Source organism: Nocardia sp. FBN12 (assembly GCF_050320175.1).
GTDB lineage: Bacteria > Actinomycetota > Actinomycetes > Mycobacteriales > Mycobacteriaceae > Nocardia.
The window spans coordinates 6468304-6490778 of sequence record NZ_CP190048.1 but is presented as its reverse complement, the minus strand read 5'-3'; the positions used below and the strand labels follow the sequence as shown (position 1 = coordinate 6490778).

Below are 22475 nucleotides of genomic sequence, written 5' to 3'. Positions count from 1 at the left end.
GTGGTCATCACACGGCCTGCCAGTACGGCAGCACGGTGCCGTCGGGGAGCTTTTCGAAGGCGACGCGGACAGGCTGGTCGACAGCGACATCGGCGGAGTCGATGCCACGCAGTTCACCGAGCATGCGCACACCCTCGTCGAGTTCGACCAGGGCGACCACGAAGGGCAGATCGCGACCGGGCACCTTGGGCGCGTGGTGCACGACGAAGCTGAACACCGTGCCGGTGCCCGCGGCGACCACGTAGTCGGAGGTCTCCGATTTGTCCTGCCACAGCGCGGGAACGGGCGGGTGGCGCAGCGTGCCGTCGGGCAGACGCTGAATGCGCAGTTCACCGACTTCGGTTCCCGCCCAGAAGAACTCGGTATCGCGGGAGATGACGGGGCTGACGCGACCGGCGGGCGCGACACTGGGCGATGCCGAAGCCTGCTCATCCGTCGCAGCGGCGGTAGCCGGCGCGAATTTCAGGATGCGGAACAGCATTTCGGTGACGACCTCGTCGCCGACCGACCAGGTGGTGGTGAAGGTCAGGAACCAGCCGTCGCCGAGTCCGGTGCGCTTGGGGCCCTTGAACTCCGACAGCCTGCTGGAAACCGTCACCTCCTCCCCTGGCACCAGGTAGCGGTGGTAGGTCTGCTCACAGTTGGTCCCGACAACGGAGGTGTAACCGGCGTCGTCGAGCAACTGGGTCGCCAGGCCGAGTGGGTCGTCGGCGGTGCGCACTCCGCGCAGACCGTTCATCGTCCACACCTGCGCCATGGCGGGCGGAGCGACGATGCCGGGATGGCCTGCCGCCCTCGCGGCTTCGGCGTCGACGTAGATCGGGTTGGTGTCACCCAGCGCCTCGACCCAGTTGTGGATCATCGGCTGGTTCACCGGGTCACGACCGACACGCGGCGCGGACTGGCCCGCCGCCGACAATTTCGCCAGTGCTTCCGGAATATCTTCGGGGGTGATGCTGTCCGGCACGCGCCGCTCCTTGTTCATCGGGGGACGCGCGGCAGATCGAGGCCCGCGGTGGCGACCAGTTCGCGCATGATCTCGTTGACGCCGCCGCCGAAGGTGACGACGAGGTTCTGCTTGGTGCGCCGATCCAGCCAGCCGAGCAACTCGGCGGTGCCGGGCTCGGCCGCGTCGCCGTAGCGGCCGATGATCTCCTCGACCACGCGGCCCGCTTCCTGCAGCGACTCGGTGGAGAAGATCTTGGTGGCCGAGGCATCGGCGATCACCGCGTTCTGCGCGGCGGCGGTGTCGGCGGCGGCAACCTGCCAGTTCAGCAACTCGTTGAGCCGCACCATGGTTCGCACCCGGCCGAGCGCGCGACGAACTTCCGGCTCGCCGAGCAGGCCGTGCTCCGCCGACCAGTCGCGCAGCCGGTCGTAGAGCTGTTCGATCTTGCCCGAAGGGCCGAGGCTGACACGCTCGTGGTTGAGCTGGGTGGTGATCAACCGCCAGCCGCGGTTCTCCTCGCCGACGAGCATGTCCGCGGGCACCCGCACATCGTCGAAGTACGTGGCGTTGGTGTGGTGGGCGCCGTCGCAGGTGATGATCGGGGTCCAGGAGTAGCCGGGATCCTTGGTGTCCACGATCAGGATCGTGATGCCACGGTGGCGGGACTCGACCGTGCCAGTGCGGCAGGCCGTCCAGACGTAGTCGGCCTCGTGGGCGCCGGTGGTGAAGATCTTCTGCCCGTTGACAACCCAGTCACCGTCGCTGTCGCGTACCGCGGTGGTACGCAGCGCGGCGAGGTCGGTGCCCGCCGACGGCTCGGAGTAGCCGATGGCGAAATGGATGTCGCCGGAGAGGATGCCGGGCAGGAACTTCTTCTTCTGCGCGTCGGTGCCGTACTTCTGCAAGGTCGGCCCCACGGTGAGCAGGGTGACCAGCGGCAGCGGAACATCCGCGCGGACCGCCTCGTTGAAGAAGATCTGCTGTTCCATCGGGCCGAAACCCTGGCCGCCGAATTCCTTGGGCCAGCCGACACCGAGCCAGCCGTCGCGGCCCATCCGGCGCACCACCTCGCGGTAGGTGTCGCCGTGCCGGTCCACCGCCATCGCCGCGGCTTCGGCCGGGCTGATGAGATCGGCGAAATAGGAACGCAATTCTTCGCGCAACCGCCGCTGTTCGGCGGTCAGATCGATGAACATCTTGCCCCCAGAAGGTCGAGCCGCAGCCCCGCACCGCCGAGTAGCCGGGCGAGGTCTTTGGCCTGCGAGTAGTAGCGGTGCATCGGGTGGGTGATATCCACACCGAGTCCACCGTGCAAGTGATGACATTTCTGCATGGCGCGCGGGACTTCGGCGGCGGCCCAGTAGGCGAGCACCTCGAGATCCTCGTCGACCCGGTGCTGGTGCTCGGGCGACGAATCGGTCTGCGCCAGCGCCCAGCACGCCGACTCCGCGGCCACGTGCAGGGTGCGCGAGACGACGTACAGATCGGCGATCTGCTGAGCCACGGCCTGGAATTCGGCCAGCGGCCTGCCGAACTGTTCTCTGGTACGCACGTGCTCGGCGGTGAGCGTGATCGCGCCCTTGAGCAGACCGTCGGCGACCGCGCCGATGCTCGCCAGGGCGTGGCGGTGCAGCACGGGCAGCGCGTCGGGCAGCAGCTGGTCGGCCGGGATCTCGACGTCGTCGAGGACCAGCGTCGCCTCCGGGATGCCCGCCGAACCGGCCACCGGAATGATCTCCAGCCCCGGCGCGACCGAATCCACCAGTGCCACACCGGCATCGGTGGGTACCAGAATCCACCGCGCCTCCGACGCGTAGATCACGCCGGTCTTGCGGCCGGTGATCCGCACCGTGTCGCCGTCGCGCACCGCCTTGGTGGTCGGCGCGGTGGTGAACGGCGCGCCCTGCTCGTTGAGCGCGGCGGTGAGCACGGTGCCCTTGCCGACCTCGGCGAGTACGCGCTCGGCCACCTCGTCGGACAGCACGCCCAGCAGTGGCAACACACCGAACCCGAAGGTCGGTAGTGCGGGCACCGCGGCGGCATCGGTGGCCAGCTCCATGAGCATGGCCGACACCTCGAGCAGTCCCATTCCGTCGCCACCGAATCGCTCCGGTACCGGTACCGCCAGCAGACCGGAGTCGACCAGGCTCGGCCACAGGGCCATGTCCCTGGCCGGCTCACGTTCGAGCAGGCTTACCACCACCTCGGCTACGGCGTCGGCGCTTTCGTCGCGGGTGAAATCCACGGCGTCCTCCCTCATCGAGCTAACTGTCCGCATCGCGCGGCAGGCCGAGAATCCGTTCGGCGGCCACGGTCAACAGGATCTGCTCGGTACCGCCCGCAATCGAGAGACACCGGGTAAGCAGGAATTCTTTCAGAGCATCGCTGTCCAGAGAGCCTTCTTGGCCGACAAGTTCCAGCGCGTATTCCGCCAGCTCCTGCCGATGCCGGACCCCGACCAGTTTACGGACGCCGGCTTGGGCGCCCGCGTCGACGCCTGCCATCGTCGCCACCGCGATTCGCTGTTCCAGCAATGATCCAGCAACCGAAGAAGTGATCAGCGCGCCGAAACGGTCCTCACGCAGTTCTGTTCCCCATCCACCGACCGGGAAACGGTCGAGCAGGGCCTCGAGCGCGCCACCGATGCCGCCGCCGCCCATCGCGACCCGCTCGGCCGACAACGTGGTGCGCGCGATCTTCCAGCCGTTGTTCAGCGCGCCGACCAGGCAATCGTCGGCCACGAACACGTCATCGAGGAAGACCTCGCTGAACTTCTCCTCGCCGGTGATCTGCACGAGCGGGCGCACCTGCACGCCCGCGGCGCGCATATCGACGAGGAAGTAGCTGATCCCGCGATGCTTGGCCGCCGACGGATCGGTGCGGGCCAGGCAGATACCCCAGTTCGCGGTTGACCCGAGCGAGGTCCACACCTTCTGGCCACGCAGCACCCAGCCGCCGTCGACCTTCTCGGCGGTGGTGCGCAGCGCGGCGAGATCGGAGCCGGCGCCGGGCTCGCTGAACAACTGGCACCAGATGACCTCACCGTGCAGGGTCGGCCAGACGAAGCGTTCGATCTGCTCCTCGGTGCCGAAACGCAGCAGCGTCGGCACGGCCCAGCCCGCGACGGCGAGGTCGGGGGTCGCCAGCTCGGCGCGGCGCAGTTGTTCGGCGATCTGCAGGCAGGTCATCGGGTCGGCGGCGCGGCCGTAGGGGCGCGGCCAGTGCGGCATCACCATGCCCGCCTCCACCAGCGCACGTGCCTGGTCAGCGGGTTCGAGGGCGGCGATTCCGGCGATCTCGTCGGCCAGTGCGGTATCGACGGCAGCGTCACCGAGCACCCGTTCGGCGCCGGTGGTGCGACGCTGACCGTCCCTGGTGAGCTCGGCGACCCTGGCCCGCCAGCGCGCCGAACCGCCGAGGAGCTGGCGCAGCGAGCTCGCCCGGCGCAGGTAGAAGTGCGCGTCGTGTTCCCAGGTGAAGCCGATGCCGCCGAGGACCTGGATGGCATCCTTGGCATTGTCGACCGCCGCGTCGAGCGCCACCGATGCGGCGACGGCGGCGGCGATGGGCAGCTCGTCGCCGCCCTCGTCGATCGCGGCGGCCGCGTCGGCGGCGACCGCCCGGATGAGTTCGGTGCGGCACAGCATCCAGGCGCACAGGTGCTTGATCGCCTGGAAGCTGCCGATCGGTTTGCCGAATTGCTCACGGACACGGGCGTATTCGACGGCCGTGCGCAGCGTCCAGCCGGCCACACCGGCCAGTTCGGCGACGGCGAGCGCCACGAAGAGATCGGTGACATCGGCCGCTGGCGCGAAGCCGTGCTCAGCGGGGACAGCCACGTCGGTGGCGTTCACCCGCGCCAGCGGCACGGTGTGATCACCGTGCGCCAACGGCGTGATCTCCACTGCCGCAGCGGGAATCAGCAGCCAGCGGACCCCCTCGATGGTGTTCGCCGGCACCAGGACCTGCGTCTGCGCATCGGCGCCGTAGACGAAATCCCAAGTGCCGGTGACACTCCAGCCCGCATCGGTGGCGACAGCCTTGGCCGCCTGCTCGTCGCCGGGCATCGCGAGCGCACACGGCGCGCCCTCGCCGAGCGCGCCCTCGGCGATCAGCCCGGCCAGCGCGGTGGCCAGTACCGGACCACCGACCAGGTCGTCGCCGGTTTGCTCGAGCATCACGGCGAGGTCGGTGACCGTACCGCCGAGCCCGCCATTGTCCTCGGGCAGCGCGACCTCGAACAGCCCGAACTCGCTCAGCCCGGTCCAGTACTCGCGCCAAGCGGCCGAGCCGCCGGCGCGCATTGTTTCAATCGGCGCGACCGTGCTCGCCCAGCCTCGCAGCGATGCCGCGACGGCTTTGTGCTCGTCAGTGGTGGCGATGGTCACAAGAAGATCCGCCCTTCCGGCGTGGTTCCCACTCCTAGAACATGTTCTAATATCTGAGCCGGGTATAAGTCAAGACACCTACACTCGCAGTAGGCTCCGGGCTTCGGCTCGGCCGATGAATTGCCACTGACGCGAAAGGGTTTCCACGATGGACAGTCCCGCACCAACGCCCACCGTGACGACGCTGTCCGAGGACGAGCTCAGCTCCAGCGCGCAACGCGACCGGCGCAAGCGCATCCTCGACGCCACCCTCGCGCTGGCCTCCAAGGGCGGCTACGACGCCGTGCAGATGCGGGCGGTCGCCGAGCGCGCCGATGTGGCAGTCGGCACCCTGTATCGCTATTTCCCGTCCAAGGTGCACCTGCTCGTTTCGGCGCTGGCCAGGGAATTCGAGATGTTCGAGGGCAAGCGCAAGCCACTACCCGACGGCGACGGTCCGTCCGAGCGCATGCACGTGCTGCTCACCCAGATCACCCGGATGATGCAGCGCGACCCCCTGCTCACCGAGGCGATGACGCGCGCGTTCATGTTCGCCGACGCCTCGGCCGCCGCGGAGGTGGATCGAGTCGGCAAGGTGATGGACCGGGTCTTCGCCCGCGCGATGAGCGACGGCGAGCCCGACGATCGCCAGCTCGCCATCGCCCGCGTCATCTCCGATGTGTGGCTGTCGAACCTGGTGGCGTGGCTCACCCGGCGCGCCTCGGCGACCGATGTCACGGAACGACTCGAGCTCACCGTCGACCTGTTGCTGGGCGATCGCGGATAACGTAGCAACCCGGCAAATCTCACCACCGCAACATCACAAATCGCCCATCGCGGTAGACACCCGTCGGCTGTGCGTCTTCCAGTAGGAAGATGCATAGCCGACGTCGCATATGCGAAACAGTGCATCTACCGGCCCCGCGCGCCTCGCCGACCCGCGCATCCTCCCGGTGAGCTCGACGGATCCGGGGTGCGGTGGTGGACCAACGGTCCGTAATTTGCCGTAAAGTCGCGAGCAAACGACCGGGGGTCGTGCGCACAACCCGCCGCGCCGCTCGCGCGGCAAAATTGACGCAGTATTGTTTTTCGCGCCCCCTGATCAACTCCTCCCATCACTAGGTTGGATGCGTGAGCGCACAGGAACTGCCCTTGGATGTCCGCCGTGCACTGGCGTCGGTTGCGCGCGTGCCGCGGCTACTGGTTGCCTCGGACTACGACGGGACTATCGCCCCGATCGTGTCCGACCCGGCGAAAGCCTTTCCCCAGCGGGAATCGGTGAGCGCGTTACGCGCGCTGGCGGGGCTGGCGAACACTACGGCCGCGGTGATTTCCGGTCGGGCACTACGCGATCTGGCCGCGCTCTCGCGCCTGCCGGTCGAGGTGCAACTGATCGGCAGCCACGGCTCCGAGTTCGACGTCGGCTTCGTGCACGCGATCGACAACGACGCCAAACAGCTACTGACAGAGATCAATTCCGCGTTCTCGAAGATCGCCGCCGAGAACCCGGGCGTGACCGTCGAGATGAAGCCGGCCAGCGCCGCACTGCACGTGCGCAATGCCAGCCCCGAGATCGGCAGGCGCGCACTGACTTCCGCGCGTCAAGGCCCGGCGTGCTGGGTGGGCGTGCAGGTGACCGAAGGCAAGGCGGTGATCGAGCTCGCGGTGATCCCGACCGACAAGGGCACCGCGCTCGACACCATCCGTCATCAGGAAAGCGCTTCTGCCGCAGTATTCTTCGGCGACGACGTGACCGACGAGAAGGCGTTCCGGGTGCTCTCCGGACCCGACGTCGGCATCAAGGTCGGCGAGGGCGAGAGCATCGCCAAGCTGCACGTGGACTCCACCGAGGACGTGGCGCGCGCGCTGGCGTTCCTGGTCGAGGAGCGGCGCACCTGGCTGGCCGGGGCGAGCGCGCCACGGATCGAGCGGTTGAGCATGCTGGCCAGCCCGCGCTCGGTCGCGCTGCTCACCCCTGACGCGACCGTCACCTGGTTCTGCCATCCCGAGCCCGATTCGGCGGCGGTGTTCGCGCACCTGCTCGGCGGCGCGGCGGCCGGGCATTTCACGGTGGCACCGGAGCGACCGAGCCTGCCGCTGTCGCAGCGCTATGTCGACGGCACGATGACGGTCGAAACACGGTGGGCCAGTTTGCAAGTGGCCGACTACCTGCCCCACGACGTGGCGCCCAACCGGACCGACCTGACCAGGGTGATCTCCGGCGCGGCGAAAGCCGTTGTCACCTTCGCGCCGCAGCCGGAGTTCGGGCAGGTGCCGGTGCGGATGGAAGCCGTGCGCAACGGAATCGTCGTCAGCGGCACCAACGATCCGATGGTGCTGCGCTCCCCCGGTGTCGAATGGGAGATCCTGTCCGACGGAACCAATCAGCAGGCGCGCGCGGTGGTCGATCCGTCGACCGCGCCCGTGATCCTCGAATTGCGGTGCGGTACGGCTGATCTCGCGCCGTCGATGACACCGGAACCGCAGCGCCGCCAGCTCGCCGAGCAGTACTGGGCGCAGTGGGCGGCCGGGTTGCTGTTGCCGCCGCTCAAGCCGGATCTGATGAAGCGTTCCGCGCTGACGCTGCGCGGGCTGGTGCACCGGCCGTCGGGGTCGATCCTGGCCGCGGCGACCACCTCGCTGCCCGAGGACATCGGCGGCGTGCGCAACTGGGACTACCGCTACTGCTGGCTGCGTGACGCGTCGCTCACCGCGCAGGCGCTGGTGACCCTCGGCTCACTGACCGAGGCCGAGGAGTTCCTCGGCTGGGTGCACAAGGTGCTCGACACCCTGCCGGGGCCCGAGCGGCTGCACCCCCTGTACACGATCTACGGCGAGACGCTGCCGCCCGAAGCCGTGATCGACGTGCTGCCCGGTTATGCCGGGTCGCGGCCGGTGCGGGTGGGCAACGCGGCCAATATGCAGGTCCAGCTCGACGTGTTCGGGCCGATCGTCGACCTGATCACCTCGATGGCGCACGAGCGCGAGCGTCAGGGCATCATCTCGCCCGCCAAGGCCCTGCCGGATGCCGACTGGGAATTGGTGCACGCGATGGTGTCGGCGGTGCAGCGTCGCTGGACCGAGCCCGATCACGGCATCTGGGAGATCCGCGGCAATCCGCGCCACCACGTGTACTCGAAGGTGATGGGCTGGCTCACCATCGACCGCGCCCTGACCCTGGCGCAACGTTTCGATCGCGCCGCCGATCCCGACTGGGTGATCCTGCGCGACACGATCGCCGACGAGGTGAAGGCGAAGGGCTGGAACGACGAGGTCCAGTCCTACACCGCCGCCTACGACGGCACCGATCTGGACGCGGCCACCCTGCACATCGGCCTCAGCGGCCTGATCGACCCCGCCGACCCGCGCTTCGCCGCGACGGTGGTGGCCACCGAGGCCGAACTGCGCAGTGGTGCGACGGTGTACCGCTACCACCACGACGACGGCCTGCCCGGCGGCGAAGGTGGCTTCCACCTGTGTGCCGCCTGGCTGGTCGAGGCGTACCTGCTGATCGGCAGGCGCTCGGATGCCGAGGCCCTGTTCGCTCAGCTCGTCGCGGCGGCCGGGCCCACCGGTCTGCTCAGCGAGGAATACGACCCGGTCGCGGAGCGTTCTCTGGGTAATCATCCCCAGGCTTACAGCCACCTCGGTTTGCTGCGTTGTGCCCAACTACTGAGCCAGCCGGTCAACGCGATGGTGTGACAACGCTCGACAAAGCCGGGTTCGATTTTCGAGCCCGGCTTTTCGATGCGGTTCGTCCTGGGTATTCGATGCTGCTAATCTAAAACGGTAACGATTTCCATTACGATCTAGAGCTTGCTTGCCAGGAGTGCCGCGTGAACCCTCGATTCGCCCGCTTGTTTGCCGGTATCACGGCAGGAGTGACGGCCGCGGTCGTCCTCAGCGCCTGCGGCACCAGCGACACCGATTCCGATACCCCGCAGATCGTCGCCTCCACCAACGTGTGGGGGTCCATCGCGACCGCCGTCGCCGGGCCGGACGCGCAGGTCAGCTCGATCATCAGCGATCCCGCCGCCGACCCGCACTCGTTCGAGACCTCGGCCACCGACACCGCCAAGATCAGCGACGCGGATCTGGTGGTGTTCAACGGTGGGCACTACGACGAGTTCATCGAGAAGGCCATCGCGGGCAAGGACAAGCGGACTGTCGAGGCTTTCGAGCAGCGCGCGGACAAGAGCGACGAGAACGAGCACGTCTGGTACGACGTGACCACCGTCGCGGCCGTCGCTGACCAGATCGCCGCCGAGCTCGGCCAGGTCGACGCCGCGCACGCGAGCGCCTACACCGAGCGCGCGGTCGCCTTCAAGAATCAGCTGATCGGCGTCAGCACCATCACCGGCACCATCGCCACCCAGACGCCGAACGCGCCGGTCGCCCAGTCCGAGCCGCTCGCGCACTACCTGCTCGTCGCCGCGACCGCGCAGGACAAGACCCCGCACGAATTCCAGGAAGCGATCGAGCAGGAGACCGACCCTGCCCCGGCCGCCGTCGCCGCCACCCGCGACCTGATCACCGGCAAGCAGGTGAAGGCGCTGATCTACAACACCCAGACCGAGGACAAGATCACCCAGGACCTGCGGGCCGCCGCGCAGTCGGCCGGCATCGCCGTGGTCGAGGTCACCGAAACGCTGCCCGCCGGTGTGGATTACATCCAGTGGCAGACCGCCAACGCCAAGGCACTCGCCGCGGCCCTGCGCTGAGGACGTCCATGACCGAGGCAACCGCACTGTCGGAAACCACCGCCGCGCCGAAGGCTGATGCCGTCGACGCGGCGATCCGCCTGCGCGGGGCCACCATGTCTTTCGGTGACCGCACCCTCTGGAGTGGCCTCGACCTCGACGTGCGGCCGGGCGAATTCATCGCCGTCCTCGGGCCCAACGGCTCGGGCAAGACCTCCCTGCTGCGCGCTCTGCTCGGCACCCTCGACCTGAACTCGGGTAGCGCGGAGATCGCCGGGCGGCGGGCCGGGGTCGGCAATCCGGGCATCGGCTACATCCCGCAGCAGAAGACCATCGACGCCGGTGTGCAACTGCGCGGGGTCGATCTGGTCGGGCTCGGCGTGGACGGACATCGGTGGGGGCTCGGGTGGCGTGGTCGGCGCAGCCGGGCCGAGAAGGTCGAGCGGGCCATCGCCGCGGTGGGTGCCGGGTCGTTCGCGCACGCGTCGCTGGAGACGATGTCCGGCGGTGAGCAGCAGCGGTTGCGGGTCGCGCAGGCCCTGGTCGGCGATCCGTCGGTACTGCTGTGTGACGAACCGCTGCTCAGCCTGGACATGGCGAATCAGCGGCTGGTCGCCGAGCTGGTCGACAAGCGTCGACGCGAGCACGACACGGCGGTGCTGTTCGTGACCCACGAGATCAATCCGATTCTGCCGCTGGTGGATCGGGTGCTGTATCTCGTCGACGGTGGCTTCCGGATCGGGACGCCCGATGAGGTGATGACCTCGGAAACGCTGTCGGAGTTGTACGGCACCGAGGTCGAGGTGCTGCGGGTTCGCGGGCGGCTGGTGGTCGTCGGCACCGGTGACGACATGGACGCGCTGGGCGGTACCGCCTGATGGACAAGCTCACCAAGGTGTTCCAGCAGATGTTCGACTTCGGTACCACCGCGAACCTGCTCAGTTATGACTTCGTGCAGCAGGCGCTGTTGGCGAGTGCGCTGCTTGGTTTGCTGGCCGGGTTGATCGGGCCGCTGATCGTCGCCAGGCAGATGTCGTTCGCGGTGCACGGGACAAGTGAGCTGTCGCTGACCGGAGCGTCGGCGGCGCTACTCGTCGGGGTCGGGGTCGGATTCGGGGCGATCGCCGGTTCGGTGGTCGCGGCCGTGCTGTTCGGCTGGCTGGGTTCTCGTGCGCGCGAACGCGATTCGGTGATCGCGGTGGTGTTGTCGTTCGGGCTCGGGTTGTCGGTGTTGTTCCTGTGGCTCGCGCCGGAGCGGGCCGGGTCGAAGTTCTCACTGCTCACCGGGCAGGTCGCCGGGGTCGGTTACGACGGGCTCGCGCTGCTGGTCACCTGTACCGCTGCCGTGCTGGCCGTGCTGGCGGTGGTGTATCGGCCGCTGCTGTTCGCCAGTTCCGATCCCGAGGTCGCGATCGCGCGCGGGGTGCCGGTGCGGGCATTGTCGGTGGTGTTCGCGGTGCTGCTCGGGATCACCGCCGCGTTCGGCGTGCAGATCGTCGGCGCGCTGCTGGTGCTCGCGTTGCTGATCACGCCTGCCGCGGCGGCCGCGCAGGTGACCTCGAGTCCGATGCGGGCGACCGTGCTGTCGGTGATCTTCGCCGAGGTCGCCGCGGTGGGTGGGCTGCTGCTGTCGCTGGCGCCCGGCGTGCCGGTGTCGACCTTCGTCACCACGATCTCGTTCAGCATCTACCTGGTCTGCCGGGTCGTCGGCCATCGCAATCGGCAACTCGCCCACGCGCGCTGAACCGATAGAACACAATCGGTTCATGATCGATTTCTCTGTGCCGGACGATCTCGCTGCCCTTCGTGACCGTGTCCGGAACTTCGTCGTCGAGCAGATCGTGCCGTTCGAGCGTGATCCCCGGCTCACCGCGCACGGCCCGACCGACGATTTGCGGGGCGAGCTCGTGGAGCTGGCCCGCGCCGAGAAGCTACTGACCGTGCAGGCGCCGGTGGAATACGGCGGGCTCGGCCTCAGCCATGTCGAGCAGGCGCTGGTGTACGAGGCGGCGGGGTGGTCGACGCTCGGGCCCGTCGCGATGAACTGCGCCGCGCCCGACGAGGGGAACATGTTCCTGCTCAACAAGGTCGCCGATCCGGAGCAGATCGACCAGTACCTGATGCCGGTGATCCGGGGCGAGCAGCGCTCGGTCTTCGCGATGACCGAACCCGGTGGGGCCGGTTCGGATCCCGGACAGCTCAGCACCGAGGCGGTGTTCGACGGCGAGAACTTCGTGATCAACGGTCTCAAATGGCTGATCACCGGCGCCGACGGCGCCAAGACCTGGATCATCATAGCCCTGCTCGCCGAGAACCCCCATCTACCGGCGGGACCGACCCTGTTTCTCACCGAGGGTGACGCGCCGGGCATCGTGATCGAACGGATCATGAACACGATGGACCGCAACTACGTCGGCGGGCACGCGGTGGTGCGGTTCGAGAATCTCACGCTGCCGCCGACGGCCGTACTCGGCCGCACCGGACAAGCCCTGCGGTACGCGCAATTGCGGCTCGCGCCCGCGCGGCTCACGCACTGCATGCGCTGGCTCGGCGCGGCGGCCCGCGCGCAGTCCATCGCCCTGGACTACGCGCGCACCCGCACCGCCTTCGGCAAGCCGATCGGCGAACACGAGGGCGTGTCGTTCATGCTCGCCGACAACGAGGTGGCGCTGCACCAGTGCAGGCTGACGATCTGGCACGCCTGCTGGCTGATGGATCAGGGGCAGCAGGCCAGGCACGAGTCGTCGATGGCGAAGTCGTATGTGTCCGAGGAACTGTTCAAGGTCACCGATCGGTGCGTGCAGGTGCTCGGCGGAATCGGGATCAGCGACGAGACGGTCGTGGAGATGTTGTTCCGGGATATGCGCGCGTTCCGTCTTTACGACGGGCCGACAGAAGTGCACAAGTACGCGATCGGCAGACACTTGCTGGCCGGTCGCTAGTACGATTCGATCCCATGAGTTCGGAATTGCTCGTCGATGTCGAAGGTGGCGTCGCCGTGCTGACGTTGCACCGACCTGCCAAGCAGAACGCCGTCACCCCGACCATGGCGGCCGAGCTGAGCGCGGCACTACGCCGCTGCGATACCGAGGACGCGATTCGCGCCGTCGTCATCACCGGCACCCCACCGGCCTTCTGCGCGGGCGCGGACCTGGCCGCGCGCGGTGGCGACGTGAGCGCGACCCTCGATCCGCCGCCCTGGCAGGTCCGTAAGCCCGTCATCGCCGCGGTGAACGGGCACGCCGTCGGTATCGGGCTGGCGCTGGCGCTGCAGTGTGACCTGCGGTATTTCGCTCGCGACGCGGTCTACGGGCTGAACCAGGTGCGTCGCGGGGTGCTCGCCGACGGGTTCGCGCACTGGACGGTGCCGCGATTGGCCGGGCTCGCCAACGCCGCCGACATCATGCTCACCGGACGCACCTTCGACGGTGACGAAGCCAAATCACTCGGGCTTGCCAATGCCGCGCTGCCCGCCGACGAGGTGCTGATGACCGCGATGGCGGTGGCCGACGACATCGCCACCGGGACCGCTCCCCTGCCGGTCGCGCTGACCAAGCGGCTGATCTGGGAGAGCCTCGGCATGACGCCCGCCGTGGTCGGGCAGCTCGAATCCGAGCTCAACGCACAGGTAGCCAAGAGCGTCGACGGTGGCGAGGCCATGGTGGCGTTCAAAGAACGTCGCCCGCCGAACTGGACCGGCAGCGTCAGCGGCGAGTGGCCGGCCTGGGACCGCCCGAGCCTGGACTGAACTCAGAAGTTCCCGTTGCAGGAACCGGCCAGATACAGCAGCGCGAACAACAGCATGCAGATGGTGCCGAAGATGCCGGCGATGTACCCGATCATCACCTGTGAGCGGCCGCTGAGCGCACCGTAGGACGCATCGATGTCGTTGAGCGCGCGCTTGCCGAGCACCCACGCGACCGGCCCGAAGATCCCACAGCAGAACGGGCTGAGCAGCCCGAGCACAAGGATCAGGTTGGCCTGCGGGTGCTCGACCGTCTCACCGATCGGCTGATTCGGAATCGCCACCCGACGAATCCTACTGTGCCGGAGCGCCGCTGACCCGAACTACGCATCCACCCGCCTGCCCCAATCCACCACTTCCCCCGAAGCCCGCACCACTACCGCCCTCCCAACCACATCGCGCACCCCCGCCTGTCCCCGTCTTCCACAACCCTCCCCAACCCACCCACCACACTCCCGACCACACCGCGCACCCCAACCCGTCCCCGTCCTGCACAACCCTCCCACCAAACTCCAACCCCACCGCGCACACAGCCAGTCCCCGTCTTCCACCCCACCAAACCCACCCACCGCACTCCAAACCACACAGTGCACCCCAGCCCGTCCCCGTCTTCCACAACCCACAAAACCCAACCACCGCACTCCCGACCCTTAGGGAGGGACGGCCACGAAGTGGCCGGTCGCGGCCGGGTCGCCGGTTAGGCGCCGGTGCGTAGGCGACGAAGGAGCAAGCACCGGTGCCTAACCGGCGGCCCCTCGGGGCCGCGACTCGAGCGCGCCAGCGCTCCAATAAACACAGCCAGCGCCTCTAGGACTACTCAAACCCCGAAGCTCTGCCATACCCAACCCAACCAGGCGCTACCAAACCCCGAAGCCTTACCTCACCACCCAACCAGGCGCTACCAAACCCCGAAGCCTTACCTCACCACCCAACCAGGCACTCCCAAACCCCGAAGCCTCACCTCACCACCCAACCAGGCACTACCAAACCCAGACCACCAACTCACCCCAACCGACGCTGCCGAGCAATATCAGCCAAAACAACCCCAGCCGCAACCGACGCATTCAACGACTCAACCGGCCCCGCCATCGGGATACTCAAAATCGAGTCGCAATTCTCACGAACAAGCCGCGACAACCCCTTACCCTCCGAACCCACAACCACAACCGTAGGCACACTGCCATCGAATTCATCCAGAGTCGTGTCACCGTCGGCATCGAGACCAACGATCTGAATACCGTTCGAAGCCCAATCCTTCAGTGTGCGAGTCAGATTGGTCGCCCGCGCGACGGGCAGCCGGGCAGCCGCACCAGCACTGGTGCGCCAGGCCACCGCGGTGACGCTCGCGCTACGTCGCTGCGGGATCACCACGCCCTGACCGCCGAACGCGGACACCGAGCGGATGACGGCGCCGAGGTTGCGCGGGTCGGTGATGTTGTCCAGCGCGACCAGCAGGGCGGGCTCGGCGGTGGACTTCACCCGGTCCATCAGGTCGTCGGGGTGGGCGTAGCGGTACGGCGGCACCTGCAGGGCGACGCCCTGGTGCATTCCGTTGGCACTCAGCCGATCCAGATCGGTGCGCGGCACCTCGAGGATGGAGATGCCCATGTCGGCCGCGCGCTGCACGCTCTCCGAGAGGCGGTCGTCGTTCTCGGTGCCGACCGCCACGTACAGGGCGGTCGCGGGCACGTCGGCGCGCAGACACTCGAGCACGGGGTTGCGGCCGAGCACCAACTCGGGACCCTCGTCGGACTTGCGGCCTGCGCGCGGCACACCGGACTTGCCGGTCGGACGGCCCTGTGCCGCATTGGCTTTGGCCTTCTCGGCCGCTCTGGCCCGCTTGGCGGCGGGATGCTTGGTGCGCGCGACGGCGGGCGGCGTCGCGCCCCGGCCCTCGAGACCACGGCGATGCTTACCACCGGAACCGGCGACGGCACCCTTCTTGGTGCCGCCCTTACGTACTGCTCCGCGTCGCTGTGAATTGCCTGCCATCAGTTCGCCTTTCCGCTCATGCCTACGCCGCGCTGGCGCTCGGCTGCGGCATGCGCGCCGCGCGCTGACACATCGATCTCGCTACGCTCGCTCATGCGCCCAACGACCACTCCGGCCCCTGCGGGGTATCGGTTACCTCGATACCCGCGGCGATGAGCCGATCTCGTGCGGCATCGGCTTCTGCCCAGTTCTTGTCTGCCCGCGCGTTCGCCCGGCGATCGAGCTCCGTGCGGACGAGCACGTCGAGCGCGGCGATCGCCGCCGAATTGTCGGCGGGGGTGTACCACTGTTCGTCGAGCGGGTCGACGCCGAGAATTCCCAGCATCGCCCGCACCTGACCGGCCAGCTCGACCGCGGTCTCCACCGCGCCCGATTCCAGCGCTCGATTGCCCTCGTGCACCACGTGGTGGATTTCGGCGAGCGCCTTCGGGATCGCCAGATCGTCGTCGATCGCGGCGGCGAATCCGTCGGTCCATTTACCGATCGGCACCTCGCCCGCCCGATCGAGCACACGCCCCACGAAGGCTTCTATGCGTTGATACGAGGCGACCGCGTCGTCGAGTGCCTTGTCGGAGTATTCGAGCATCGAGCGGTAATGCGCGCTGCCCAAGTAGAAACGCAATTCTACCGGGCGCACCCGGGTGAGTACATTCGGGACCGAGAGGACGTTGCCGAGCGACTTCGACATTTTCTCCCCGCCCATCGTCACCCAGCCGTTGTGCAGCCAGTAACGCGCGAAACCGTCGCCTGCCGCTTTGGACTGGGCGATCTCGTTCTCGTGGTGCGGGAAAATCAAATCCATTCCACCGCAATGGATATCGAATTCCGCGCCGAGATAGAACTCGGCCATCGCGGAGCATTCCAGATGCCAGCCGGGGCGACCGGGCCCCCACGGGGACGGCCAGCTCGGCTCGCCCGGCTTGGCGGCTTTCCACAGCGTGAAGTCGCGAGAATCACGTTTGCCGCGGGTCGGGGTCTCGCCCTGGTGCACGTCGTCGAGGCGGTGGCCGGAGAGCTCGCCGTAATTCGGCCAGCTCAGCACGTCGAAATACACATCGCCGTCGGCGGCATAGGCGTGGCCGCGCTCGATCAGGCGCCGCATGAGGTCGACCATCTGGGTGACGTGACCGGTGGCACGCGGTCCGGCCGAGGGCGGCAGGACGCCGAGGGTTTCGTAGGCGGCGTCGAACGCGCGCTCATGGGTCGCGGCCCATTCCCACCACGGCCTGCCCGCTTCGGCGGCCTTGTTCAGGATCTTGTCGTCGATATCGGTGACATTGCGGATGAACCGCACGTCGTAGTCGTGCGCGAGCAACCAGCGGCGCAGCACGTCGAAGGCGACGCCGCTACGCACGTGACCGATATGGGGTTGCCCCTGCACGGTGGCCCCACACAGATACACCGAGGCACGGCCGGGGACCAGCGGAGTGAATTCCCGCATGGTCCGCGTGTCGGTGTCAAAAAGGCGCAAGGTCACGGCATTCGATCCTAGTCGGTGGGATTGCGGTGGGGTTGACCGGCCGGTTCGTAACTCGGGGTGTTTCTGCGGCAGTGTCAGGAATCGGCGAAACGGCGCTGCGGCGCGAGCTGGATTCAGGGGCCCGTGCGGGCTACGAACACGACGCGATAAGACAGGTGGCGATCGCCGCGACGCCCTCACCACGGCCGGTCAGACCGAGCCCGTCGGTGGTCGTGCCGGACACCGAGATCGGGGCATCGAGCAGTTCGCCGAGCACATTCTGCGCTTCGGCGCGGCGGGGGCCGATCTTCGGGCGATTGCCGATGACCTGCACCGCGGCGTTCACGACTGCGAAGCCCTCGTCGGCGAGCAGCCTGCGGACCTCGGTGAGCATGGCGGCGCCGGTGACACCGGCCCATTCGGGGCGGCCGACACCGAAGACAGCACCCACGTCGCCGAGGCCTGCGGCGGAGAGCAGGGCGTCGCAGAGGGCGTGGGCGGCGACGTCACCGTCGGAGTGGCCCGCGCAGCCGTCGGCATCGGGGAACAGCAAGCCGGCCATCCAGCAGGGGCGTCCCGGCTCGATGGGGTGCACATCGCTGCCGATACCGACTCTCATCGTGCGACCGCCTCGGGGGCGTGATCAGCGGAGTCGGCACGCAGCGCTTCGGCCAGGCGGAGGTCGAGCGGGGTGGTGATCTTGAAGGCGAGGGGGTCGCCCGCGACGGTCTGCACGGCGACGCCGAGGCGTTCGACCAGACCGGCGTCATCGGTGGCGCCGACCTCGGTGGCGTACGCGCGGCGCAGGAGATCCGCGTCGAAGCCCTGGGGAGTTTGGATGGCGCGCAGGTGGGCGCGATCGGGGGTGCCGGTGACGATGCCCGCGGCGTCGACCGATTTCACGGTGTCGACGACGGGCAACGCGGGGACGACAGCCTGGCTGCCCGCCCGGAGCTCGGCGGCGACCCGCGCGATCAGCTCCGGTGGTGTGAGCGCGCGAGCGGCATCGTGCACGAGGTAGAACGCGGCGTCGGGCGCGGCCGCGATACCCGCGCGCACCGAATCGGTGCGCTCGGCGCCGCCCACGACCACCTGCACCGGCACAGGGGGCATCGAACCGCCGGTCAGCGAGGTGGTCATGGACAGCAGAGAAGTCGCGGCCTCGACCAGTTCGGCGGGCACGACCACGACAACCCGGTGCACCGCACCGGACGCGATCAAGCCGTCGACGGCCAACCGGACCATAGGTGTGCCGCCGACCGAGACGAACGCCTTCGGGGTGGGTTCACCCAGGCGCACACCTCGACCGGCGGCAGGGACCAGTGCTACGACAGGTCGCACTTGTTGGTTATTTCTAGGAAGCCGCGGCAAGAACCTCGTCGAGCAGCGATTCGGCCTTGCCGTCGTCGGTGCCCTCGGCGAGCGCGAGCTCACCGACGAGGATCTGACGAGCCTTGGCAAGCATCCGCTTCTCACCCGCGGACAGGCCGCGGTCCTGCTCACGACGCCACAGGTCACGTACCACTTCGGCCACCTTGTTCACATCGCCGGAGGCGAGTTTCTCGAGGTTGGCCTTGTAACGGCGGGACCAGTTGGTCGGCTCCTCCGTGTGTGGCGCGCGCAGCACCTGGAAGACGCGGTCAAGACCTTCCTGGCCGACGACGTCACGGACGCCGACGTATTCAGCGTTCTCTGCGGGAACCCGAACGGTCAGGTCGCCTTGCGCGACCTTCAGGACCAGATACTCTTTCTGCACACCCTTGATGGTGCGGGTCTCGATAGCTTCGATCAGCGCCGCTCCGTGGTGGGGGTAAACGACGGTGTCTCCGACCTTAAAAATCATGTGTCCCGTGCCCCTTTCGATGTTCACAGTTTAACATGCGACTCGATAACGGCGCGATCAACTGTGCAGGTCAGGGCCACAACGAGGCCAGCGCAGGGGTTGACAACGCAGAACTGGTGTGCATTGTGTTGTGCCGTAACGGGTTAACCGCCAGCACAGCGACCGGTTATCGCACAGCGCGAACCCGGCATCGATCCGGCAAACCCACTCGAGACACCGAACTGTTACTTCCGCACCCGCGCGTCGCGAGCCCGAACGTCACCCGCGCGAAGTGAACTACTACGCTGCCTAGTTACTACCCTCCGATCCCCATGGGGACGGAGTGAGCCCGGTCGACATGGAGGACACAAACCGTGACTGCCCTGAAAGCTGTGACCGCCCTGTCGGCGCGACGTCGCATGGTGACGGTTGCCGCGCTCGCCGCTGCCGCGGGCATCGCCCTGACCGGCTGCAGTGCCGGCCAGCACACCCAGACTTCGTCGCAGGCTGCCGCCATCAACGGCAACCACGCCAACGTCGGCGATATCGCGCTGCGCAACGTGCACATCGTGTACCCGGAGGCCACCGCCGAGCACGACAAGGGTGGCAAAGCGATGATCGCGCTGTCGATCGTCAACACCAGCGAGATCGTCACCGACGAGCTGACCAGCGTGAGCACCGACCTGGGCCAGATCAAGATCACCGGCCCTGGTGGCGACGCCAAGTTCGTGCTGAAGCCGCAGCAGACCGTGGTCGTCGGCCCGGCCACGGCCGCGCCCGCCGCTGCGGGCGATCACCACGCCGCTCCGTCGGCGGCGCCGGCCACCACGGCGGCCCCCACCACCACCTCGGCCGCGCCGACCGGCAACGACACCCCGTCGATCGATCCGGCGAAGAACCCGGCCACGATCGAGATCACGGCACTGGCCACCGACATCGTCCCCGGCCTGACCTACAACGTCACCTTCAACTTCAAGGACGCGGGCACCGTGCAGGTGGCGGTCCCGGTCGACGCCGCCGCTGTCGAGCGTGTCGAGAACGAGAAGTCCGGCCCGGCGCCTGCCGGTGCGGGCGGTCACTGACACCAGCACTTCCGAGAAGAGCCGTCGCGAACTTCGCGGCGGCTCTTTTTCTGTCGGTACAGGTCCGTAGGGTGCGCGTGTGGCCAAGACCAAAGCAGTCTTCCGGTGCTCCGCGTGCACGCACGAGGTGTCCAAGTGGGTGGGTAAGTGCCCTGACTGTGGGGCGTGGGGAACAGTGAACGAGGTGGCCGTTTCGGCGGCCGCCGCCGCGCCAGGGCGCCGGGCGATGCTGCCGAGCACGGCCGCGGCGCCGTTGTCGCAGATCGACTCCAAGGTCACGCAGGCACGGTCGACGGGGGTGAGCGAACTCGATCGGGTCCTCGGGGGCGGTGTGGTGCCCGGCTCGGTGGTGCTGCTGTCGGGTGAGCCGGGGGTCGGCAAGTCGACGCTGTTGCTCGAGGTCGCGTACCGCTGGGCAGCGGCGCGCGCGGAGACCGCGCTGTATGTGACCGCGGAGGAGTCCGCCGGGCAGGTGCGGCTGCGGGCCGATCGGACCGGTGCGGTGCACGACCGGGTGTATCTGGCGGCCGAATCGGATCTGTCGATCGTGCTCGGCCACGTGGAGCAGGTGCGGCCGACGCTGCTGGTGGTGGACTCGGTGCAGACCATGCTCGCCCCCGAGGTGGACGGTGTGATCGGCGGTGTCACCCAGGTGCGCGCGGTCACCGCGGCGCTGACCTCGCTGGCCAAGGCGACCGGGATCGCGGTGCTGCTGGTCGGGCACGTCACCAAGGACGGGAACGTGGCGGGCCCGCGCACGCTCGAGCACCTGGTGGACGTGGTGTTGCAGTTCGAGGGCGACAAGAACTCGTCGCTGCGGATGGTTCGCGGCATCAAGAACCGGTTCGGTAGCGCCGATGAGGTGGGCTGTTTCGAACTGCACGAGGACGGCATCGCCTGCGTCGACGATCCGTCCGGGCTGTTCCTGCACCATCGCACCGACACCGTCTCCGGCACCGCGGTGACCGTCGCGATGGACGGCAAACGACCGCTGGTGGCCGAGGTGCAGGGGCTCACCGTGAAGACCGAGATCCCGCAGCCGCGCCGCGCCGTGAGCGGGCTCGACTACAACCGCGTTTCGATGGTGCTCGCGGTGCTGCAGAGCCGCGGGCGGGTCTTTCTCGGCAAGCACGATGTGTACGCGGCGACGGTCGGCGGGATGCGTTTGCTCGAGCCGACCGCAGACCTTGCCATCGCCCTGGCGATCGCGTCCGCCGAGGCGGATGTCGCGCTTCCGGCGGGCTGGGTGATCCTGGGCGAAGTCGGCCTGGCCGGCGAGGTTCGCAAAGTCACCGGGCTTGGCAGGAGGCTGGCCGAAGCCGAGCGGTTGGGGTTCACGACCGCGCTCGTTCCGCCCGGTTCGGAGAAAACCAAGACCGGGACGATGCGGATTCACGAGGTCGGGGATCTGCGCTCAGCGTTGCGTTTGGCCGAACTCCGCAAATCCCGCGCACCCCGCGAGGTGGTGACCGTGGAATAACTCCGGCAACCGGCCGGATCAGCGCCCTTCACTCATTTCCGCGCCAATTCCCATTGACGGGTTCGCCTATCCTGCGAACACTGCAAATCGACCCATCTTGAACATGTGACCTACGGCGCACCCGCACAATGCCCCCGGCAGGCGGTACGCGGAATCAAGAGGCGAGGTTGAAAGGCTCCGCGGCGCTGCGGACAGCACCGAGTTGGGCCACGACCATGTACGCGCCCGCGGGCACCTGCAGTCGGTCGCCCGCGCACTGCGGCTGCGAGGTGGTGCCGAACCAGGTGCCCTTGTACGAGAGTTGTTCACCGGCTTTGAGCGTCTTCACCTCCGCCGGGTCGTCCTGGTTGCAGTCGTTGCTCGCCCAGAGCCTGCGCTGCCCGTCCAGGGTGTAGACGAGGAACTGGGGGCCCGCCCCGAGATCGCGCGAACAGGCCGCGGACGAGATGTTGGTGATGACGGTGCCGAAGGCGGGTTGGTCGCCGACCTTGTAGGTCGGCTGGCCGACGGTCACCTTCAGCGCCAGCGACTGGTCCTGGCACGGCTGTGCCGCGGGCTGGGCGGCGGCGCTGGTTGTGGTCGGCGCTGCGCTGCTCGGCGCGCTGGACGCGATACTGGACGTCGAGCTCGTCGCGGACGCACTCGACTCCGCCGACGTGGTAGTCGCGGCGGCGGAGCCCGCACCGGCCGAGTCACCACCGCGCGCGACCATGGTGACGAGCCAGATCACGATCGCGAGCGCGACGATGATGACGCCGATCGCGAGTGCACGGCGGCGCCAGTAGATCTCCGGTGACAGCGGTCCATTCGGTTCCAGCACACCTCAAAGGTAAGCGCAGCGCGCGGGGGCGCGCTCGATGACCTCGGCGTGTCGGGGGT

General features: G+C 68.0%; 20 protein-coding genes. 9 read left to right on the top strand and 11 right to left on the bottom strand.

Features of this window, described 5'->3' with window-relative positions; genetic code table 11:
- Positions 1-7: 7 nt before the first annotated feature.
- From ACQHI0_RS30580 to ACQHI0_RS30565, 4 genes are read right to left on the bottom strand one after another with little or no spacing between them, the layout of a single operon-like run.
- Positions 8-967: a bifunctional MaoC family dehydratase N-terminal/OB-fold nucleic acid binding domain-containing protein gene (locus ACQHI0_RS30580; RefSeq protein WP_427905199.1), complete on the bottom strand. Its 960-nt coding sequence runs from the start codon at positions 965-967 to the stop codon at positions 8-10.
- A gap of 14 nt (positions 968-981) precedes the next feature.
- Positions 982-2145 carry an acyl-CoA dehydrogenase family protein gene (locus tag ACQHI0_RS30575; RefSeq protein WP_427905198.1) on the bottom strand — a complete coding sequence of 388 codons (1164 nt, stop codon included), beginning with the start codon at positions 2143-2145 and terminating at the stop codon, positions 982-984.
- The gene (locus ACQHI0_RS30570) at positions 2130-3209 is read right to left on the bottom strand and encodes an acyl-CoA dehydrogenase family protein (protein ID WP_427905197.1); all 1080 of its coding nucleotides are present in this window, start codon (positions 3207-3209) and stop codon (positions 2130-2132) included. The genes ACQHI0_RS30575 and ACQHI0_RS30570 overlap by 16 nt, the downstream gene beginning before the upstream one ends.
- 4 nt (positions 3210-3213) lie before the next feature.
- The gene (locus ACQHI0_RS30565; protein ID WP_427905196.1) at positions 3214-5337 is read right to left on the bottom strand and encodes an acyl-CoA dehydrogenase; all 2124 of its coding nucleotides are present in this window, start codon (positions 5335-5337) and stop codon (positions 3214-3216) included.
- 148 nt (positions 5338-5485) lie between these two features.
- Here ACQHI0_RS30565 and kstR point away from each other — a divergent pair, with 148 nt between their 5' ends.
- The 7 genes from kstR to ACQHI0_RS30530 all read left to right on the top strand — a co-directional run bounded on the left by kstR (position 5486) and on the right by ACQHI0_RS30530 (position 13764).
- Positions 5486-6103 carry a cholesterol catabolism transcriptional regulator KstR gene (gene kstR / locus ACQHI0_RS30560; RefSeq protein WP_379220016.1) on the top strand — a complete coding sequence of 206 codons (618 nt, stop codon included), beginning with the start codon at positions 5486-5488 and terminating at the stop codon, positions 6101-6103.
- A gap of 344 nt (positions 6104-6447) precedes the next feature.
- Positions 6448-9018, top strand: coding sequence for a trehalose-phosphatase (otsB, locus tag ACQHI0_RS30555; RefSeq protein ID WP_427905195.1), 2571 nt, complete (start codon positions 6448-6450; stop codon positions 9016-9018).
- Positions 9019-9152: 134 nt separating this feature from the next.
- Complete coding sequence (locus ACQHI0_RS30550; protein ID WP_427905194.1) at positions 9153-10037, top strand: metal ABC transporter solute-binding protein, Zn/Mn family; 885 nt, start codon at positions 9153-9155, stop codon at positions 10035-10037.
- A gap of 8 nt (positions 10038-10045) precedes the next feature.
- Positions 10046-10894 carry a metal ABC transporter ATP-binding protein gene (locus tag ACQHI0_RS30545; protein ID WP_427905193.1) on the top strand — a complete coding sequence of 283 codons (849 nt, stop codon included), beginning with the start codon at positions 10046-10048 and terminating at the stop codon, positions 10892-10894.
- On the top strand, positions 10894-11760 hold the full coding sequence (locus ACQHI0_RS30540; RefSeq protein WP_427905192.1) for a metal ABC transporter permease: 867 nt from the start codon (positions 10894-10896) through the stop codon (positions 11758-11760). Before ACQHI0_RS30545 ends, ACQHI0_RS30540 begins: the two co-directional genes overlap by 1 nt.
- Before the next feature lie 22 nt (positions 11761-11782).
- Entirely contained in the window at positions 11783-12958 is a 1176-nt protein-coding gene (locus tag ACQHI0_RS30535; RefSeq protein ID WP_427905191.1) for an acyl-CoA dehydrogenase family protein, read from the top strand.
- Positions 12959-12972: 14 nt separating this feature from the next.
- Positions 12973-13764, top strand: a complete 792-nt coding sequence (locus ACQHI0_RS30530) for an enoyl-CoA hydratase/isomerase family protein (protein WP_427905190.1) — start codon at positions 12973-12975, stop codon at positions 13762-13764.
- Between the two features lie 2 nt (positions 13765-13766).
- Here ACQHI0_RS30530 and ACQHI0_RS30525 read toward each other — a convergent pair whose 3' ends face one another.
- From ACQHI0_RS30525 to carD, 6 genes are all read right to left on the bottom strand, one after another.
- Positions 13767-14045, bottom strand: a complete 279-nt coding sequence (locus ACQHI0_RS30525) for a DUF4190 domain-containing protein (protein WP_427905189.1) — start codon at positions 14043-14045, stop codon at positions 13767-13769.
- A gap of 718 nt (positions 14046-14763) precedes the next feature.
- Entirely contained in the window at positions 14764-15753 is a 990-nt protein-coding gene (gene rlmB / locus ACQHI0_RS30520) for a 23S rRNA (guanosine(2251)-2'-O)-methyltransferase RlmB (protein ID WP_427905188.1), read from the bottom strand.
- A 91-nt stretch (positions 15754-15844) separates the two neighbouring features.
- Complete coding sequence (cysS, locus tag ACQHI0_RS30515) at positions 15845-17230, bottom strand: cysteine--tRNA ligase (RefSeq protein WP_427905187.1); 1386 nt, start codon at positions 17228-17230, stop codon at positions 15845-15847.
- A 133-nt stretch (positions 17231-17363) separates the two neighbouring features.
- Positions 17364-17831, bottom strand: a complete 468-nt coding sequence (ispF, locus tag ACQHI0_RS30510; RefSeq protein ID WP_427905186.1) for a 2-C-methyl-D-erythritol 2,4-cyclodiphosphate synthase — start codon at positions 17829-17831, stop codon at positions 17364-17366.
- Positions 17828-18553: a 2-C-methyl-D-erythritol 4-phosphate cytidylyltransferase gene (gene ispD / locus ACQHI0_RS30505; RefSeq protein WP_427905185.1), complete on the bottom strand. Its 726-nt coding sequence runs from the start codon at positions 18551-18553 to the stop codon at positions 17828-17830. Before ispD ends, ispF begins: the two co-directional genes overlap by 4 nt.
- Positions 18554-18566: 13 nt before the next feature.
- On the bottom strand, positions 18567-19055 hold the full coding sequence (gene carD / locus ACQHI0_RS30500) for an RNA polymerase-binding transcription factor CarD (RefSeq protein ID WP_019044685.1): 489 nt from the start codon (positions 19053-19055) through the stop codon (positions 18567-18569).
- A gap of 353 nt (positions 19056-19408) precedes the next feature.
- Between carD and ACQHI0_RS30495 the strand changes: the two genes are divergently transcribed.
- Both ACQHI0_RS30495 and radA read left to right on the top strand, forming a co-directional pair.
- Positions 19409-20116 (top strand): hypothetical protein, encoded by a 708-nt coding sequence (locus ACQHI0_RS30495; protein ID WP_427905184.1) that lies wholly within the window; start codon positions 19409-19411, stop codon positions 20114-20116.
- Positions 20117-20195: 79 nt separating this feature from the next.
- A complete protein-coding gene (gene radA, locus ACQHI0_RS30490) occupies positions 20196-21596 on the top strand; it encodes a DNA repair protein RadA (protein ID WP_427905183.1) in 1401 nt (466 codons plus the stop codon).
- 154 nt (positions 21597-21750) lie between these two features.
- On the opposite strand, the gene ACQHI0_RS30485 is transcribed toward radA, so the two are convergent.
- Positions 21751-22416, bottom strand: a complete 666-nt coding sequence (locus ACQHI0_RS30485; protein WP_427905182.1) for a hypothetical protein — start codon at positions 22414-22416, stop codon at positions 21751-21753.
- Positions 22417-22475: the final 59 nt, after the last annotated feature.

What these genes read in the sequence shown, in the direction of transcription:
- carD (WP_019044685.1), bottom strand. Translation starts at nt 19,055, where the DNA reads ATGATTTTTAAGGTCGGAGACACCGTCGTTTACCCCCACCACGGAGCG.
- ACQHI0_RS30540 (WP_427905192.1), top strand. Translation starts at nt 10,894, where the DNA reads ATGGACAAGCTCACCAAGGTGTTCCAGCAGATGTTCGACTTCGGTACC.
- ACQHI0_RS30545 (WP_427905193.1), top strand. Translation starts at nt 10,046, where the DNA reads ATGACCGAGGCAACCGCACTGTCGGAAACCACCGCCGCGCCGAAGGCT.
- rlmB (WP_427905188.1), bottom strand. Translation starts at nt 15,753, where the DNA reads ATGGCAGGCAATTCACAGCGACGCGGAGCAGTACGTAAGGGCGGCACC.
- ACQHI0_RS30570 (WP_427905197.1), bottom strand. Translation starts at nt 3,209, where the DNA reads ATGAGGGAGGACGCCGTGGATTTCACCCGCGACGAAAGCGCCGACGCC.
- ACQHI0_RS30575 (WP_427905198.1), bottom strand. Translation starts at nt 2,145, where the DNA reads ATGTTCATCGATCTGACCGCCGAACAGCGGCGGTTGCGCGAAGAATTG.
- ACQHI0_RS30530 (WP_427905190.1), top strand. Translation starts at nt 12,973, where the DNA reads ATGAGTTCGGAATTGCTCGTCGATGTCGAAGGTGGCGTCGCCGTGCTG.
- ispF (WP_427905186.1), bottom strand. Translation starts at nt 17,831, where the DNA reads ATGAGAGTCGGTATCGGCAGCGATGTGCACCCCATCGAGCCGGGACGC.
- ACQHI0_RS30535 (WP_427905191.1), top strand. Translation starts at nt 11,783, where the DNA reads ATGATCGATTTCTCTGTGCCGGACGATCTCGCTGCCCTTCGTGACCGT.
- kstR (WP_379220016.1), top strand. Translation starts at nt 5,486, where the DNA reads ATGGACAGTCCCGCACCAACGCCCACCGTGACGACGCTGTCCGAGGAC.